Here is a 16319-nt window from a genome sequence, read left to right as displayed (position 1 = left end):
GACAGCGACTCAGACTCAGACAGTGATTCAGATTCAGATAGCGACTCAGACTCAGATAGCGACTCAGACTCAGACAGTGATTCAGACTCAGATAGCGATTCGGACTCGGATGCAGGAAAACATACACCTGTTAAACCAATGAGTACTACTAAAGACCATCACAATAAAGCAAAAGCATTACCAGAAACAGGTAGTGAAAATAACGGCTCAAATAACGCAACGTTATTTGGTGGATTATTTGCAGCATTAGGTTCATTATTGTTATTCGGTCGTCGCAAAAAACAAAACAAATAATACAATATGACCCAGGTCCTTGTGGCCTGGTTTTTTTATAATTACACATGCAATAGATGTATTTTTCATATAAAATAAACAATAAAGATACGGAATAAAACTTATATGAGGCGATAATATGAATTACATTTTAGGAACAATTTTAGAAAGTAAAATTACAGGTGTAGAAAAAGCGCAAATAAATAGATTGAAGTTGTTCAAACAACACGGCATATCTTCAAAATGTGTATATGTTAAATGGAATCCTTATTCATACACATATGCGAAGCAACATCAGATTGAAAATGATGTATTTACAATGTATGACTATTTTCAAAAAGCAATCAATTATAAAAAGACAAAGCAAGTTAACTGGATACAGTATTGGGAAAAGTCATGTAGGTACACATTGAAATTTGTGGAAAATTCAAATGATGTCAGAATATATGATGAAGAGCAATTTATAATGTATGCTCATTTTTTAGATAAACAGTATCATCATTTAAACTATGTGAATTATTTTGATCATAAAAGAAGAAAAGTAAAACGCGAATTGTATGATGGAAGAGGCTTTTTAAGTTGTTCTCGAATTTTAGGTGAAGGACAACGGATTGTACTCGAAAATTACTATACACCTAATGGGGAAATCGTCATCCAAAAATATTTCGACGATATAAAAGGGAAAAACACGCTCACAAAGGTTATCTTAAATGAAGATCAGCATCAACAATTTTTTGATACAGAAGATGAATTAGTTCAATATTTTCTCCATCAATTATGTAAAAATAATGATCAAATCATATTAGATCGTCCTCATGAATTAGGAAATGTTATAGCGGGATTAAATCAAAGTATTCCAGTTGTTGTTGTGCTCCATAGTACACATTTATTCGGTACCGGTAATGGTATAAAAAGTTTTTATAAAACAGTATTTAATAATTTAACACGTTATAAAGCGATTGTTGTATCAACAGAAAAGCAATGCCAAGATATTTCACAATATATTGAAAATAAAATACCAGTTATCAATATTCCGGTTGGCTACGTGGCAAATTTAAAGTATCAATTTGACATCAATCAAAAGGAGAAAAATCATATCATATCAATTGCTCGCCTCGTTGAAAATAAACAAATTAAACATCAAATTGAAGTGATCAAGCAATTAGTAACAAAACATCCCAATATTCAATTGAATATTTATGGACATGGAAATGGTTTGTCAGAATATCGACAACTTGTAGAAGATTATCATTTATCGGAACATGTTAAATTTCATGGTTTTAAGACGCATATTAATGAAGAGATTGCTAAAGCAGAACTGATGTTATCGACAAGTAAAATGGAAGGTTTTGGCTTAGCAATTTTAGAGTCGCTTTCAGTAGGTACACCAGTGATCAGTTATGATGTAGATTATGGTCCATCAGAACTGATTCAAGATGGATTTAATGGCTATTTAGTACCTCAAGGTGACATCAATCAAATGGTTGAAAAGGTCGACCAATTACTAAATAATACTCAAAAATTGCAACAGTTTTCAATTAATAGCATAGAATCTGCACAACAGTACAATGCAACTACTATCAGTACAAAGTGGCAAAATATTTTAAACTAAGTCAAAAGAAAAAAGCATTTTCCTAGAATCATCTATTTAACAAACCTCGTTCATACGAACTTACATGTTTAGTTAAATGACATAGGAAAACGCTTTTTTTTATAAAAATAAAGGTGAAGTACATTTATATAAGACGAACAAATTGGTCCCATTGTTTAATTAACGACGCTTTACTATATTGTTGCGCTTTTGCCAAACTACCTTTTGACAGTCGTTGTTGTACTTCAGGATGATCAATCACATATTTTACTTTATCAAATAGGGCATCTTCATCATTTTTAGTAATTAAATAACCATTGAAATCAGGCGTAATTAATTCGTTAGGTCCATATTTAATATCATAACTAATAACTGGAACACCATGTGCTAAAGATTCAAGTAGCGCTAAAGAGAAACCTTCCATGTTACTTGTTATTAAACTCAAATAGGCATCGCTATATTCTTGGTCTAGATTGCTTAAAAAGCCGCGTAAGTAAACATGATTTTCCAATCCATATTTTTGTATCAATTCATTTAATTTTTTACTTTCAGAACCAAAACCATACATATGAAGCTCTATTTTTGGGACATACGATACTAAGCGTTTAATTAATTCAATTTGTTGATGTAATTGTTTTTCAGGTGAATAACGAGCAACGGAAATTAATTTAACACTGCGCTGATCTAATGTTTGGACTGGTGTATCAATTGTTTCACTATAGCCGACAGGAATATTAACAACTGGAATAGTATGGTTAATACGTTTTTCAACATCTAATTTTTGCTGCTCAGTAGAAACGATAATTGCACGATATCGAGATAAATTTTCAAACATCGCTTTATATACATTTTTAAATGGCGATGAATCTAATGCATCAATATTTTTAATGTGTGTACTGTGAAGCACAGCTACTACTGGGATTGACTCAGGCGTTAAGTTGAAAATAGGTGCTGTGTACACATTACGGTCACTGAAAAATAAATCCCCATGTTGATATAGTTGTTTAATGAAAAATGCGCCTAATTCCGTTTCATTATTAAAGAAATATTGTTTGTTAGCATAGTAAACAATAATTTTTTGTACTTCTGGTTTGCCATCTTTGTAAGAAAAATACTTTTCTAATTTTGTGTCACCTTCTGGATTATAGAAAAATTCACATAATGTTTGTTGTTTATCAACAAGAATCCTACTACAACTTAAAAAGCCACGCACATCATAAAAATCACGTTTTACTTTTCGTCTTTGACTATCAAAATGATTCACATAATCTAATATACGATATTTAGGATCTTGAAAATGGGCATACATTAAGAAACGCTCTTGATCATATATTCTAAAGTCATGACTATTTTCAACATGTTTTAAAGTATAATGACATTCATCAGTCCAATACGACAACCAGTCAAATGGTTCATTGCGTTCTAAATATGTTGCTTCTTGGAAGAAATCATACATATTAATATAGTCAGAACTAGTAATATAATTTTGGGCATTTCTATATAAATATCTATTCCATGACAGAAATACACATTGCGCTGGTCTTCCCATTTCTTTAAATAAATTTAAACGATTAATAATTGCTTTTTCTATCCCAGTTAAATTAACACCTAAACTATTACCTACAAAATAATTCATTTACAACACCACTTATATCTATTTTTTATAATTATATCACATAATATTTAATTACTTCTTTTAACTGGATGATGTGTTTATTTATAAAACAACAAATTTTGATATTTATAATGATAGTAGTTATTCAATCAACTACGACCAATATATCATTGTAGAGCTTAGGATATTGATTTATGCCTCAGGCACATCAAATGAGAAGATTTATAAAAGAGATATACAACTCTAGAAGGTATAATAAAAACGCGCAACTAATGTTACGCGTTTGAATTAATCATATGATATTATTTGCGATACTTTAATTTAGCGAAAGCATCATGTTGATGGATAGACTCTTCATTACGACATTCGATATCGAAACCGTCTAACCAATCAAATCCAACTAAGTCCGCGGCAATTAAACGAATTAAGTCTTCGACAAAACGTGGATTTTCATATGCACGCTCTGTCACACGTTTTTCATCAGGACGTTTTAAAATAGGGTATAGAATTGAACTTGCATTAGCTTCCATTGCATCTAAAATTTTATTTTTATAGTCATCAACTATGTCTTGATCTTTATTAATATATGTTTTAACAGTGACAACACCACGTTGGTTGTGCGCTGAATACTCACTTATTTCTTTTGAACAAGGGCATAGCGTTGTGACAGTTGCTTCAATAGTAAGTTCTTTACGTGTAACTTTATCACCGTCAATTGCTAATCCATAAGTGACATCGGCATTACCAACTGCTTTAATATTTGTGGTTGGACTATAGCGATCAAAGAACCATTTCCCAGAAACATCAACGCCTGCCGCATTTTGTTTCATATTCGTTTGTAAAGTGCGTAACACCTGATAAAGTGTATTAAATTCAAGTTCAATACCATTATCATAGTGCTTTTCAACACTTTCAATTATACGGCTCATATTAATACCTTTTTCGTCTTTTGTTAAACTTGTTGAAAAACTAAATGTGCCAGCTGTTTGATACTGGTCAACAAGTACAGGGTACACTAAGTTTTTAATACCAACTTCTTCTATTTCAAATAAAAAATCTTTATGTGTACTTTGTAAATCTGTCATTTCGTTCTTAGTAGTAGGTTTCGTGCCTTCAATAGGATCTACGGAACCAAAGTGTTTCCAACGACCTTCTCGTGTCGATAAATCAAATTCAGTCATTTTTTTCCTCCGTTAAGATTTAAAGTGATATGTCCAATATGGTTCGACTGTTAAAAAGCTGTGTTGTTTACCATCGATTTCAGGACTTGCTAATTGTTTTAAAAATGGACCTGTTTGAGAAGCATGTGCTTCAAATGCCTTAATTTTAAGTTCTTTAAAATCTGTAATATCATTTTGAATATCAGGTTCTCCAAGAGCTTCGGTTGCATCATTACTGAACGCAACTAAAGTTAAACGAGGGCGTTCTTCTTTAGGCATGCGTTCAACCGTTCGAATTACAGCGTCTGCTGTTGCTTCGTGATCAGGATGTACTGCATATCCAGGATAAAATGAAATAATCAATGATGGATTTGTATCATCGATTAAAGATTTAATCATACCATCTATATGTTCGTAGGGTTCAAATTCGACAGTTTTGTCACGTAAACCCATTTTTCTTAAATCAGTAATACCAATAACTTTACAAGCTTCTTCTAGTTCACGCTCACGAATACTTGGTAATGATTCGCGTGTTGCAAATGGGGGATTACCTAAATTTCTGCCCATTTGTCCTAGGGTTAAACATGCATATGTTACAGGTATGCCTTTTTGGATATAACTTGCTAATGTGCCTGCAGATGAGAAGGTTTCATCATCAGGATGTGGAAATATTACTAATACATGTCTTTCGTCAGTCATGTTGATGCCTCCTCTATAAATTAAATGGTCGCTCACTAATTTGAAGTGCTGCAGCGAGTTGACCTTCGTAATTAAAACCTGCAATTAAAAATTCATCATGTTCATTGACCTCAAAATGCGTTAGACCTTGTACATAAACCCAACCACCATTTGATAGTTTAAGACCAATGCGATAAGGTTCTTTATTACCACCTTTTAGTTGTGCATGCGTATATGTTACTTGTATGTTTCTTAAAAATGTACCAGCATTAAAAACACGTTGATCGAAATGGTTCGCATAGGCCCCATTTGTCGTTTCAACATGCAGATACACAGGTTTATGTTCAAAAGAAGCAAGTAAATCTATAACTTCTTGTTCTTTAATTGGTTCCAACACGTTCACTCCTTACACTATCAATGTGTTTATCTTTCTATTTTACTAAAAACTATTCAATAATTGTATATGATTGCTCAATTATTTATAAATTAATTTTCATGAAGGGTAATTACTCAGGATTACGCAATCATACAGCATTAGTTTTTTACTTTTAAAAATCAAAAATTTGTTGGAATTTGAAAAGTGTTAAACATTAAAAATGATGCTATATTAATGGTGTATGAATGAATTCATAAGTTTTTAAAATGTATTAAATTTGTGGAGGCATGTAAACAATGAAAGTATTAAACTTAGGATCGAAAAAACAAGCATCATTCTATGTTGCATGTGAGTTATATAAAGAGATGGCATTTAATCAGCACTGTAAACTTGGTTTAGCAACTGGTGGTACAATGACAGATTTGTATGAGCAACTTGTTAAGTTATTAAATAAAAATCAGTTAAACGTAGACAATGTATCCACGTTTAATTTAGACGAATATGTAGGTTTAACCGCATCACATCCGCAAAGTTATCACTATTATATGGATGACATGCTTTTCAAACAATATCCTTATTTTAATAGAAAGAACATTCATATTCCAAATGGAGATGCCGATGATATGAATGCGGAAGCGTCAAAATATAATGACGTTTTAGAACAACAAAGTCAACGTGATATTCAAATTTTAGGTATTGGAGAAAATGGTCATATTGGATTTAATGAACCTGGTACGCCGTTTGATAGTGTTACTCATATCGTTGATTTGACTGAAAGTACTATTAAGGCTAATAGTCGATATTTTGAAAACGAAGATGATGTTCCAAAGCAAGCCATTTCGATGGGACTTGCTAATATTCTTCAAGCCAAACGTATCATTTTACTCGCATTTGGTGAAAAGAAACGTGCTGCTATTACACATTTATTAAATCAGGAAATTTCTGTTGATGTTCCAGCCACATTACTTCACAAACACCCGAATGTTGAGATATATTTAGACGACGAAGCTTGCCCGAAAAATGTTGCGAAAATTCATGTCGATGAAATGGATTGATTGCAATGTTTAATTAAGAAATGCCTCGGGAAAGGTTCCAATAGAAAGATAAAAAGCATTGGAAGGATGATTTTTAGTGGAATTACAATTAGCAATTGATTTATTAAACAAAGAAGACGCGGCTGAGTTAGCAAATAAAGTAAAAGATTATGTAGATATCGTAGAAATCGGTACGCCAATCATTTACAACGAAGGTTTACCAGCAGTTAAACATATGGCAGACAACATTAGTAATGTAAAAGTATTAGCAGACATGAAAATTATGGATGCAGCTGATTATGAAGTTAGCCAAGCAATTAAATTTGGCGCGGATGTAATTACAATACTAGGTGTTGCAGAAGATGCATCAATTAAAGCAGCTATTGAAGAAGCTCATAAAAATAATAAACAATTACTAGTTGATATGATTGCTGTTCAAGATTTAGAAAAACGTGCAAAAGAACTAGATGAAATGGGTGCGGATTATATTGCAGTACACACTGGTTATGATTTACAAGCAGAAGGGCAATCACCATTAGAAAGTTTAAGAACCGTTAAATCTGTTATTAAAAATTCTAAAGTTGCAGTAGCAGGTGGAATTAAACCAGATACAATTAAAGAAATTGTCGCTGAAAGTCCTGATCTTGTTATTGTTGGTGGCGGAATCGCAAATGCAGATGATCCAGTAGAAGCTGCAAAACAATGTCGCGCTGCAATCGAAGGTAAGTAATATGGCTGAATTTAGTGACTATCAATTAATTCTAGATGAATTAAAGATGACTTTGTCACATGTTGAAGCGGATGAGTTTTCAACGTTTGCCTCCAAAATACTACATGCTGAACATATATTTGTAGCTGGTAAAGGACGTTCAGGATTCGTGGCGAATAGTTTTGCAATGCGCTTAAATCAGCTCGGCAAACAGGCACATGTTGTTGGAGAATCAACGACACCTGCGATTAAGTCGAATGATGTATTTGTAATTATCTCTGGTTCAGGTTCCACGGAACATTTAAGATTATTAGCAGACAAAGCAAAATCAGTAGGTGCTGACATCGTATTAATTACTACAAATAAAGATTCTGCAATAGGCAATCTAGCTGGGACGAACATCGTTTTGCCTGCAGGTACAAAATATGATGAACAAGGCTCGGCACAACCATTAGGAAGTTTGTTTGAACAAGCATCTCAATTATTTTTAGATAGTGTTGTAATGGGATTGATGACTGAAATGAATGTTACGGAACAAACGATGCAACAAAATCATGCTAATTTAGAATAAAATAAAGATAGTCGATAATATGATGCCTAGGCAGAAATATTATCGATTATTTTTTTATTTAAATAATAAATTATAGTATAATATCAATAATAAACGAATAGGGGTGTTAATATTGAAGTTTGACAATTATATTTTTGATTTTGATGGTACGTTGGCAGACACGAAAAAATGTGGTGAAGTAGCAACACAAAGTGCATTTAAAGCATGTGGCTTAACGGAACCATCATCTAAAGAAATAACGCATTATATGGGAATACCTATTGAAGAATCATTTTTAAAATTAGCAGACCGACCATTAGATGAAGCAGCATTAGCAAAGTTAATCGATACATTTAGACATACATATCAATCTATTGAAAAGGACTATATTTATGAATTTGCGGGTATAACTGAAGCCATTACAAGTTTGTATAACCAAGGGAAAAAACTTTTCGTGGTGTCTAGTAAGAAGAGTGATGTATTAGAAAGAAATTTATCGGCTATTGGATTAAATCACTTGATTACCGAAGCTGTTGGATCCGATCAAGTAAGTGCATATAAACCAAATCCTGAAGGCATACACACAATTGTGCAACGCTACAATTTAAATAGCCAACAAACGGTTTATATTGGTGATTCAACATTTGATGTTGAGATGGCGCAACATGCTGGTGTACCATCTGCAGCAGTAACATGGGGAGCACATGATGCAAGGTCATTACTTCATTCAAATCCAGATTTTATAATCAATGATCCATCAGAAATTAATACAGTATTATAAAATTTGTTAAAACAGAGAATACCATGGTTAAAATGCATATTCATAAATATTAGATTATACTTAGAAATATTTCGCTTTAGATTAGGAATTTAAAATAAATATTTATTAAACATTATGAATTTTTAAAGAGTAATGTCTGACTCGTTGATCATTTATTTTTGTAAAAATAAATTAAAGTAATGACAAAGTTATTGAAGTAAATTGAGTATAAACATTTAAATACGATGTCGAAAATGGCGATAGCATATGACTTACATGAAGTTGTGTGCTATCGCTATTTTTAGTTATAATTCCAAAAAGTTAATCGTTCGATGATTTAAGAATTATTATTGTTTAATTCAAATGTATGAGGGTATAAAATCATTGAATTTAATTCGATAAAGTGAAATTTTTGAGTAAACATACTTTTGTATTTATATAAAAGTTTAAATCCTTATAAATTTGACAAAACTAATTAACTCCGTATAATTATGAAACATACAAGAGGGAGTGTATGAATTCATGGATTTTAATAAAGAGAATATTAACATGGTGGATGCAAAGAAAGCTAAAAAAACCGTTGTTGCAACCGGTATCGGTAATGCAATGGAATGGTTCGATTTTGGTGTCTATGCATATACAACTGCGTACATTGGAGCGAACTTCTTCTCTCCAGTAGAGAATGCAGACATTCGACAAATGTTGACTTTCGCAGCATTAGCCATTGCGTTTTTATTAAGACCAATTGGTGGTGTCGTATTTGGTATTATTGGTGACAAATATGGACGTAAAGTTGTATTAACATCTACAATTATTTTAATGGCATTTTCAACATTAACCATTGGATTATTGCCAAGCTATGATCAAATTGGACTTTGGGCACCAATACTATTATTGCTTGCAAGAGTACTGCAAGGATTTTCAACAGGTGGAGAGTATGCGGGGGCAATGACATATGTTGCCGAATCATCTCCAGATAAGCGTCGTAACTCATTAGGTAGTGGACTAGAAATTGGGACATTATCAGGTTACATAGCTGCTTCAATTATGATTGCTGTATTAACATTCTTTTTAACAGATGAACAAATGGCATCATTTGGTTGGAGAATCCCATTCTTACTCGGTTTATTCCTAGGATTATTTGGCTTATATTTACGTCGTAAGCTGGAAGAATCACCAGTTTTCGAAAATGATGTTGCAACACAACCAGAAAGAGATAACATTAACTTTTTACAAATCATCAGATTTTATTACAAAGATATATTTGTATGTTTTGTAGCTGTTGTATTCTTCAATGTTACGAACTATATGGTAACTGCATATTTACCAACCTATTTAGAACAAGTTATTAAATTAGATGCAACGACAACAAGTGTATTAATTACTTGTGTCATGGCAATAATGATTCCATTAGCATTAATGTTTGGTAAGTTAGCGGATAAAATAGGTGAAAAGAAAGTATTTCTAATTGGTACTGGTGGGCTAACATTATTCAGTATCATCGCATTTATGTTATTACATTCACAATCATTTGTTGTAATAGTAATCGGTATATTTATATTAGGATTTTTCTTATCAACTTACGAAGCGACAATGCCAGGGTCGTTACCAACGATGTTTTACAGTCATATAAGATATCGAACTTTATCAGTAACATTTAATATCTCTGTTTCGATATTTGGTGGTACGACGCCATTAGTTGCAACATGGTTAGTTACGAAAACTGGAGATCCATTAGCACCTGCGTATTATTTAACAGCAATCAGTGTTATTGGCTTTTTAGTTATTACATTCTTACATTTAAGTACAGCAGGAAAATCTCTAAAAGGTTCGTATCCAAATGTAGATAACGAGCAAGATAGAGCTTATTATGCAGAACATCCAAAAGAAGCATTATGGTGGGTTAAAGAACGTAAGAATTAGAGATTTTAATAAAAAGTATAAATCAATCGTATATAAGCACTTTAAAGCTAGTAGGTTCTGCTAACTTTAAAGTGCTTTTTAAATTGAGAACTGTAATTAGCCGTAATAAAGTTTTTGTATATACATAAACCCCCACTGCAATGATTATCGCAATGGGGGAAAGAGGGGACTTAAAGCATATGTTTAGCTTTGAATACTTAAAATTCTCTTGCTATTGAAATGTTAGGATGTAAATATGTCTTAGAGTATTTTGTCCAACGCAATTAATATTGAGACTCTAACCTTCAATATTATTATAGAGAACACAAACTTAAATAGATTGGGTGACTTATTTGTGTCAGTTATTGCGATTGCGATAACTTCTTTTCTCTATATACATATAGTAACGTCTTATCTAATAAAAAACATGGTACTACAGTATCAAATTTATCTAGGGCTTAAGTTTGATTTTTATAATAGGCAGGTTTACCTGATAAAAATACTTATTCATTATATAATGTTAACAATATGTATTTTAAAGTTTACATTGAGTGAGGGATATTGATGAACGTAATTTTAGAACAGTTGAAAACACATACTCAAAATAAACCTAATGACATAGCATTACATATCGATGATGAAACAATTACATATAGTCAACTAAATGCCCGCATCACTAGCGCAGTTGAATCTTTGCAGAAATATTCACTTAACCCTGTCGTTGCTATTAATATGAAATCACCGGTGCAAAGTATTATTTGTTATTTAGCTTTGCATCGTTTACATAAAGTGCCTATGATGATGGAAGGTAAATGGCAAAGTACTATACATCGTCAATTGATTGAAAAATATGGTATTAAAGATGTAATTGGAGATACAGGTCTCATGCAGAATATAGACTCACCGATGTTTATTGATTCAACGCAATTACAGCACTACCCCAATTTATTACATATTGGTTTTACTTCAGGGACAACTGGACTGCCAAAAGCATATTATCGTGATGAAGATTCATGGTTGGCTTCTTTTGAAGTTAATGAAATGTTGATGTTAAAAAATGAAAATGCAATAGCAGCCCCTGGACCACTATCGCACTCGTTAACATTATATGCGTTATTGTTTGCTTTAAGTTCCGGTCGTACTTTTATAGGACAGACCACTTTTCATCCTGAAAAGTTACTTAATCAATGTCATAAAATATCATCATACAAAGTTGCTATGTTTCTTGTTCCAACGATGATTAAATCATTATTGTTAGTTTACAACAATGAACATACAATCCAATCATTTTTTAGCAGTGGAGATAAGCTGCATTCTTCTATTTTTAAAAAGATAAAAAATCAAGCAAATGACATAAATTTGATTGAATTTTTTGGTACATCGGAAACCAGTTTTATCAGCTATAACTTGAATCAGCAAGCACCAGTTGAATCAGTAGGTGTGCTATTTCCAAATGTGGAATTGAAAACAACGAATCACGATCACAATGGTATAGGAACTATTTGTATAAAAAGTAATATGATGTTTAGTGGCTATGTAAGTGAACAATGTATAAATAATGATGAATGGTTTGTTACTAATGATAATGGCTATGTAAAAGAGCAGTATTTATATTTAACGGGACGTCAACAGGATATGTTAATTATTGGTGGTCAAAATATATATCCAGCACATGTTGAACGCCTTTTAACGCAATCTTCGAGCATTGATGAAGCAATTATCATCGGTATTCCAAATGAGCGTTTTGGTCAAATAGGCGTATTGCTTTATTCTGGTGATGTGACACTTACACATAAAAATGTAAAACAATTTTTAAAAAAGAAAGTGAAACGCTATGAAATTCCATCGATGATTCATCATGTAGAAAAGATGTATTACACTGCAAGTGGTAAAATTGCTAGAGAAAAAATGATGTCGATGTATTTGAGAGGTGAATTATAATATGAATCAAGCAGTCATAGTTGCAGCTAAACGAACTGCATTTGGGAAATATGGTGGCACTTTAAAACATTTAGAGCCAGAACAATTGCTTAAACCTTTATTCCAACATTTTAAAGAGAAGTATCCAGAGGTAATATCTAAAATAGATGATGTAGTTTTAGGTAATGTTGTTGGGAATGGTGGCAATATTGCAAGAAAAGCATTGCTTGAAGCGGGGCTTAAAGATTCAATACCTGGCGTCACAATCGATCGGCAATGTGGGTCTGGACTTGAAAGTGTTCAATATGCATGTCGCATGATCCAAGCCGGAGCTGGCAAGGTATATATTGCAGGTGGTGTTGAAAGTACAAGTCGAGCACCTTGGAAAATCAAACGACCGCATTCTGTGTACGAAACAGCATTACCTGAGTTTTATGAGCGTGCATCATTTGCACCTGAAATGAGCGACCCATCAATGATTCAAGGTGCTGAAAATGTGGCCAAGATGTATGATGTTTCAAGAGAATTACAAGATGAATTTGCTTATCGAAGTCATCAATTGACAGCGGAAAATGTAAAGAATGGAAATATTTCTCAGGAAATATTACCTATAACCGTTAAAGGAGAAATATTCAACACTGATGAAAGTCTAAAATCACATATTCCGAAAGATAACTTTGGCCGATTTAAGCCCGTGATCAAAGGTGGGACCGTTACCGCTGCGAATAGTTGTATGAAAAATGATGGTGCAGTTTTATTGCTTATTATGGAAAAAGATATGGCATACGAATTAGGTTTCGAGCATGGTTTATTATTTAAAGATGGTGTTACGGTAGGTGTTGATTCTAATTTTCCTGGCATTGGTCCAGTACCAGCCATTTCCAACTTACTAAAAAGAAATCAATTAACGATAGAAAATATTGAAGTCATTGAAATTAACGAAGCGTTCAGTGCACAGGTAGTTGCCTGCCAACAAGCTTTAAATATTTCAAATACGCAATTAAATATATGGGGTGGTGCATTAGCATCAGGTCATCCATACGGTGCAAGCGGTGCCCAATTAGTGACTCGATTATTTTATATGTTTGACAAAGAGACTATGATTGCATCTATGGGGATAGGGGGAGGTCTAGGAAATGCAGCATTATTTACTCGATTCTAACCAGCGATTAAATGTGTCATTTTCTAAGGATAGTGTGGCTGCATATTATCAGTGTTTTAACCAACCTTATAGAAAAGAAGTACCACCATTAATGTGTGCGTCATTATGGCCAAAATTTGATTTATTTAAAAAATATGCAAATAGCGAACTGATTTTAACAAAATCAGCAATTAATCAAACTCAAAAGATAGAAGTAGACACAATATATGTAGGGCATTTAGAAGATATTGAATGCCGACAGACTCGCAATATCACACGTTATACAATGGCTTTAACATTAACTAAAAATGATCAACATGTCATAACGGTTACACAAACTTTTATTAAGGCGATGAAGTAGAGATGAAGTTTAATGAGATATGGATAAATGAATATTTGGCGCTCGTAAATGATGATAATCCAATACATAATGAGATTGTGCCAGGACAATTAGTGAGTCAAATGATGCTGATGGCTATGTCATTAGAGACAAACCAGTGTCAAATTAACTACGTTAAACCTATTTTAATAAATGAAAATATCGAATTCATTGAACAACACGAACACGAAATTATAGCAATTAATGACGATGGAGAGATTAAAATAAAAATTTCTTTGAGCACAAAAAAATAACCGATATTAGCTGCATGAACGCATATTAATTAGGAGATGAAAGGACAGCTAATATCAGTTATGTATTGTTATTATTATTGGGAACAGAGATGAATATAGGTTACGTTTCTTTCTTTGCACGGGGATGCATTAATCTAAAATAATAATAACAACTATATCAATGTTTAATAAATTCTGGATTATTGGAACGATTAGTCAATTTAACTAACTTTCATATGATCTATATCGTCTTGTAATAAAGAGAGCAATTTGAATATTTCAGTATCACTAAATGAATCGTCACATTTAATTGAAACATGCTGAAACGTTTTGGTTATAATTTCATAAACTGGTGCGCCTTCATGGTGATACTGTCGATAAATAATCATAACCTATATTACCTCCTTTGCTACTCTATGGTTATATTATAAATAACATTTTTATGTGTGACATCAACCTTAAGTATCAACTTTTTATCAGACATAGAACGTATGATTTACTAAGACTATTTATGTATAAAAGTTCTAAATAAATATATATTTATAGAGTCGCCTGGCAGTCATTTGGGAAATATAACATATATGATTAGAGAGGCATCTATCGCAAAAGAATGATAATGATAGAGGTATTGAGCATATAGATGAGTTTAAGTTCATCTTGAAAATAAAGGGTTATTTAGTCATAGATGTAGATGTATAGGAAATATTTGTATGTATTGTTCGATATGTATGAAATTTTCAATAAAAGCTAATAACGCTTATATGTAACTTTCAAATTTAAATTATATACAGAGCATGATGATTATAAAAAAATAACCACATCACATAAATTGAGTTCATACCCAATTTAAGTGGTGTGGCTAATAATGTTGATTTATAGATGAACCGCCTAATCGTTAAACCTCTGTTACTTCAACATCGATATGTTCAATACGGTTGTATGCACCGTGATCCACAGGACCAACAAAATCATTCATTTTCCAACCGTTTTTAATAGCAGAAGCGACGAAAGCTTTCGCGCTAATCACAGCTTCTTTCGGTGACTTACCGTTAGCTAAATATGCAGTTGTTGCCGCAGCAAATGTACAACCAGCACCATGGTTATAACTTTGTTGGAACATGTCTGTTGTTAGTTGATAAAATGTTTGACCATCATAGTATAAGTCATACGATTTATCTTGATCTAAAGCTTTGCCACCTTTAATGATGACATGCTGTGCGCCTTTATCAAAGATAATTGTTGCAGCCTTTTTCATATCTTCAATTGAATTTAATTTACCTAATCCTGATAATTGACCCGCTTCAAATAAGTTTGGTGTCACTACCGTTGCTTTAGGTAGTAAATATTTAATCATCGCCTCAGTATTTCCAGGATTAAGCACTTCATCTTCGCCTTTACAAACCATGACAGGATCTACTACAAAATATTGTGCATTAGATGCCTCATATACTTCTCCAGCACGTTTGATTATCTCCTCAGTACCTAACATACCTGTTTTAATAGCATCAGGTCCGATTGATAAAGCCGTTTCAAGTTGCTTTTCAAATACGTCCATAGGTAATGGTGTGACATCGTGTGACCATGTATCTTTATCCATAGTAACGATGGCAGTTAAAGCGACCATGCCATACGTATCTAATTCTTGGAACGTTTTCAAATCTGCTTGCATACCTGCGCCAGCACTTGTGTCAGAACCGGCAATTGTTAAAACTTTCTTTAAAGCCATTGAGCTTCACTCCTACATAATAATATTGTATTCATCATATCATTTTTAACCTAATTGAAAAATATTAAGCATTCAATATTTGATGATTGTTGAAATGAATCATTCATACTATTGTAACTTTTGAAAATGTCATTCACTTTAGATAAGTGTGATATGTTAAAATATGTCCTGAGGTGAGATTGAATGGAATGGTCGCAAATTTTTCATGACATAACAACGAAACATGACTTTAAAGCTATGCATGATTTTTTAGAAAAAGAATATTCGACTGC

17 protein-coding genes and 1 pseudogene are annotated in these 16319 nt (G+C 32.6%); 12 read left to right on the top strand and 6 right to left on the bottom strand.

Features of this window, described 5'->3' with window-relative positions:
- Positions 1–294 (top strand): LPXTG cell wall anchor domain-containing protein (locus IDG64_RS13815; protein ID WP_049297754.1); only part of this gene is annotated, 294 nt, incomplete at its 5' end.
- Between the two features lie 118 nt (positions 295–412).
- Positions 413–1885, top strand: a complete 1473-nt coding sequence (gene sdgA / locus IDG64_RS13810) for a serine-aspartate repeat adhesin O-glycosyltransferase SdgA (RefSeq protein WP_001106728.1) — start codon at positions 413–415, stop codon at positions 1883–1885.
- A gap of 124 nt (positions 1886–2009) precedes the next feature.
- Here sdgA and sdgB read toward each other — a convergent pair whose 3' ends face one another.
- The 4 genes from sdgB to IDG64_RS13790 form a co-directional block, all read right to left on the bottom strand.
- On the bottom strand, positions 2010–3500 hold the full coding sequence (gene sdgB, locus IDG64_RS13805; RefSeq protein ID WP_001106110.1) for a serine-aspartate repeat adhesin O-glycosyltransferase SdgB: 1491 nt from the start codon (positions 3498–3500) through the stop codon (positions 2010–2012).
- A 281-nt stretch (positions 3501–3781) separates the two neighbouring features.
- Positions 3782–4660, bottom strand: coding sequence for a GTP cyclohydrolase FolE2 (folE2, locus tag IDG64_RS13800; RefSeq protein WP_000134234.1), 879 nt, complete (start codon positions 4658–4660; stop codon positions 3782–3784).
- A 12-nt stretch (positions 4661–4672) separates the two neighbouring features.
- On the bottom strand, positions 4673–5338 hold the full coding sequence (gene bshB2, locus IDG64_RS13795) for a bacillithiol biosynthesis deacetylase BshB2 (RefSeq protein WP_000129068.1): 666 nt from the start codon (positions 5336–5338) through the stop codon (positions 4673–4675).
- A gap of 13 nt (positions 5339–5351) precedes the next feature.
- A complete protein-coding gene (locus IDG64_RS13790) occupies positions 5352–5714 on the bottom strand; it encodes a YojF family protein (protein ID WP_001557152.1) in 363 nt (120 codons plus the stop codon).
- A gap of 275 nt (positions 5715–5989) precedes the next feature.
- Here IDG64_RS13790 and nagB point away from each other — a divergent pair, with 275 nt between their 5' ends.
- From nagB to IDG64_RS13745, 9 genes are all read left to right on the top strand, one after another.
- The gene (gene nagB, locus IDG64_RS13785) at positions 5990–6748 is read left to right on the top strand and encodes a glucosamine-6-phosphate deaminase (RefSeq protein ID WP_000866419.1); all 759 of its coding nucleotides are present in this window, start codon (positions 5990–5992) and stop codon (positions 6746–6748) included.
- Positions 6749–6824: 76 nt separating this feature from the next.
- The gene (gene hxlA, locus IDG64_RS13780; protein WP_000422864.1) at positions 6825–7457 is read left to right on the top strand and encodes a 3-hexulose-6-phosphate synthase; all 633 of its coding nucleotides are present in this window, start codon (positions 6825–6827) and stop codon (positions 7455–7457) included.
- 1 nt (position 7458) lies between these two features.
- Positions 7459–8007: a 6-phospho-3-hexuloisomerase gene (gene hxlB / locus IDG64_RS13775; protein WP_000807389.1), complete on the top strand. Its 549-nt coding sequence runs from the start codon at positions 7459–7461 to the stop codon at positions 8005–8007.
- A gap of 112 nt (positions 8008–8119) precedes the next feature.
- Positions 8120–8767, top strand: coding sequence for an HAD family hydrolase (locus IDG64_RS13770; RefSeq protein ID WP_000667095.1), 648 nt, complete (start codon positions 8120–8122; stop codon positions 8765–8767).
- Between the two features lie 501 nt (positions 8768–9268).
- Positions 9269–10669 carry an MFS transporter gene (locus tag IDG64_RS13765; RefSeq protein ID WP_000347061.1) on the top strand — a complete coding sequence of 467 codons (1401 nt, stop codon included), beginning with the start codon at positions 9269–9271 and terminating at the stop codon, positions 10667–10669.
- A gap of 543 nt (positions 10670–11212) precedes the next feature.
- Entirely contained in the window at positions 11213–12589 is a 1377-nt protein-coding gene (locus IDG64_RS13760; RefSeq protein ID WP_001100835.1) for a long-chain fatty acid--CoA ligase, read from the top strand.
- Position 12590: 1 nt separating this feature from the next.
- Positions 12591–13730: a thiolase family protein gene (locus IDG64_RS13755; RefSeq protein WP_001070676.1), complete on the top strand. Its 1140-nt coding sequence runs from the start codon at positions 12591–12593 to the stop codon at positions 13728–13730.
- Entirely contained in the window at positions 13705–14070 is a 366-nt protein-coding gene (locus tag IDG64_RS13750) for a protein VraC (RefSeq protein WP_001165058.1), read from the top strand. Before IDG64_RS13755 ends, IDG64_RS13750 begins: the two co-directional genes overlap by 26 nt.
- A 2-nt stretch (positions 14071–14072) precedes the next feature.
- Entirely contained in the window at positions 14073–14342 is a 270-nt protein-coding gene (locus IDG64_RS13745) for a hypothetical protein (protein ID WP_000671099.1), read from the top strand.
- Positions 14343–14542: 200 nt separating this feature from the next.
- On the opposite strand, the gene vraX is transcribed toward IDG64_RS13745, so the two are convergent.
- Both vraX and thiD read right to left on the bottom strand, forming a co-directional pair.
- Positions 14543–14710, bottom strand: coding sequence for a C1q-binding complement inhibitor VraX (gene vraX / locus IDG64_RS13740; RefSeq protein ID WP_000587958.1), 168 nt, complete (start codon positions 14708–14710; stop codon positions 14543–14545).
- A gap of 506 nt (positions 14711–15216) precedes the next feature.
- Positions 15217–16047, bottom strand: coding sequence for a bifunctional hydroxymethylpyrimidine kinase/phosphomethylpyrimidine kinase (gene thiD / locus IDG64_RS13735; protein ID WP_001185462.1), 831 nt, complete (start codon positions 16045–16047; stop codon positions 15217–15219).
- Positions 16048–16230: 183 nt separating this feature from the next.
- Between thiD and IDG64_RS13730 the strand changes: the two are divergent.
- Positions 16231–16319 (top strand): annotated as a pseudogene (locus IDG64_RS13730) (uracil-DNA glycosylase); the annotation flags it as partial.

Source organism: Staphylococcus sp. EG-SA-15 (assembly GCF_017151895.1).
Lineage (GTDB): Bacteria > Bacillota > Bacilli > Staphylococcales > Staphylococcaceae > Staphylococcus > Staphylococcus aureus.
The sequence above is the reverse complement of the archived record's forward strand: the minus strand, read 5'-3'. Positions and strand labels throughout refer to the sequence as shown.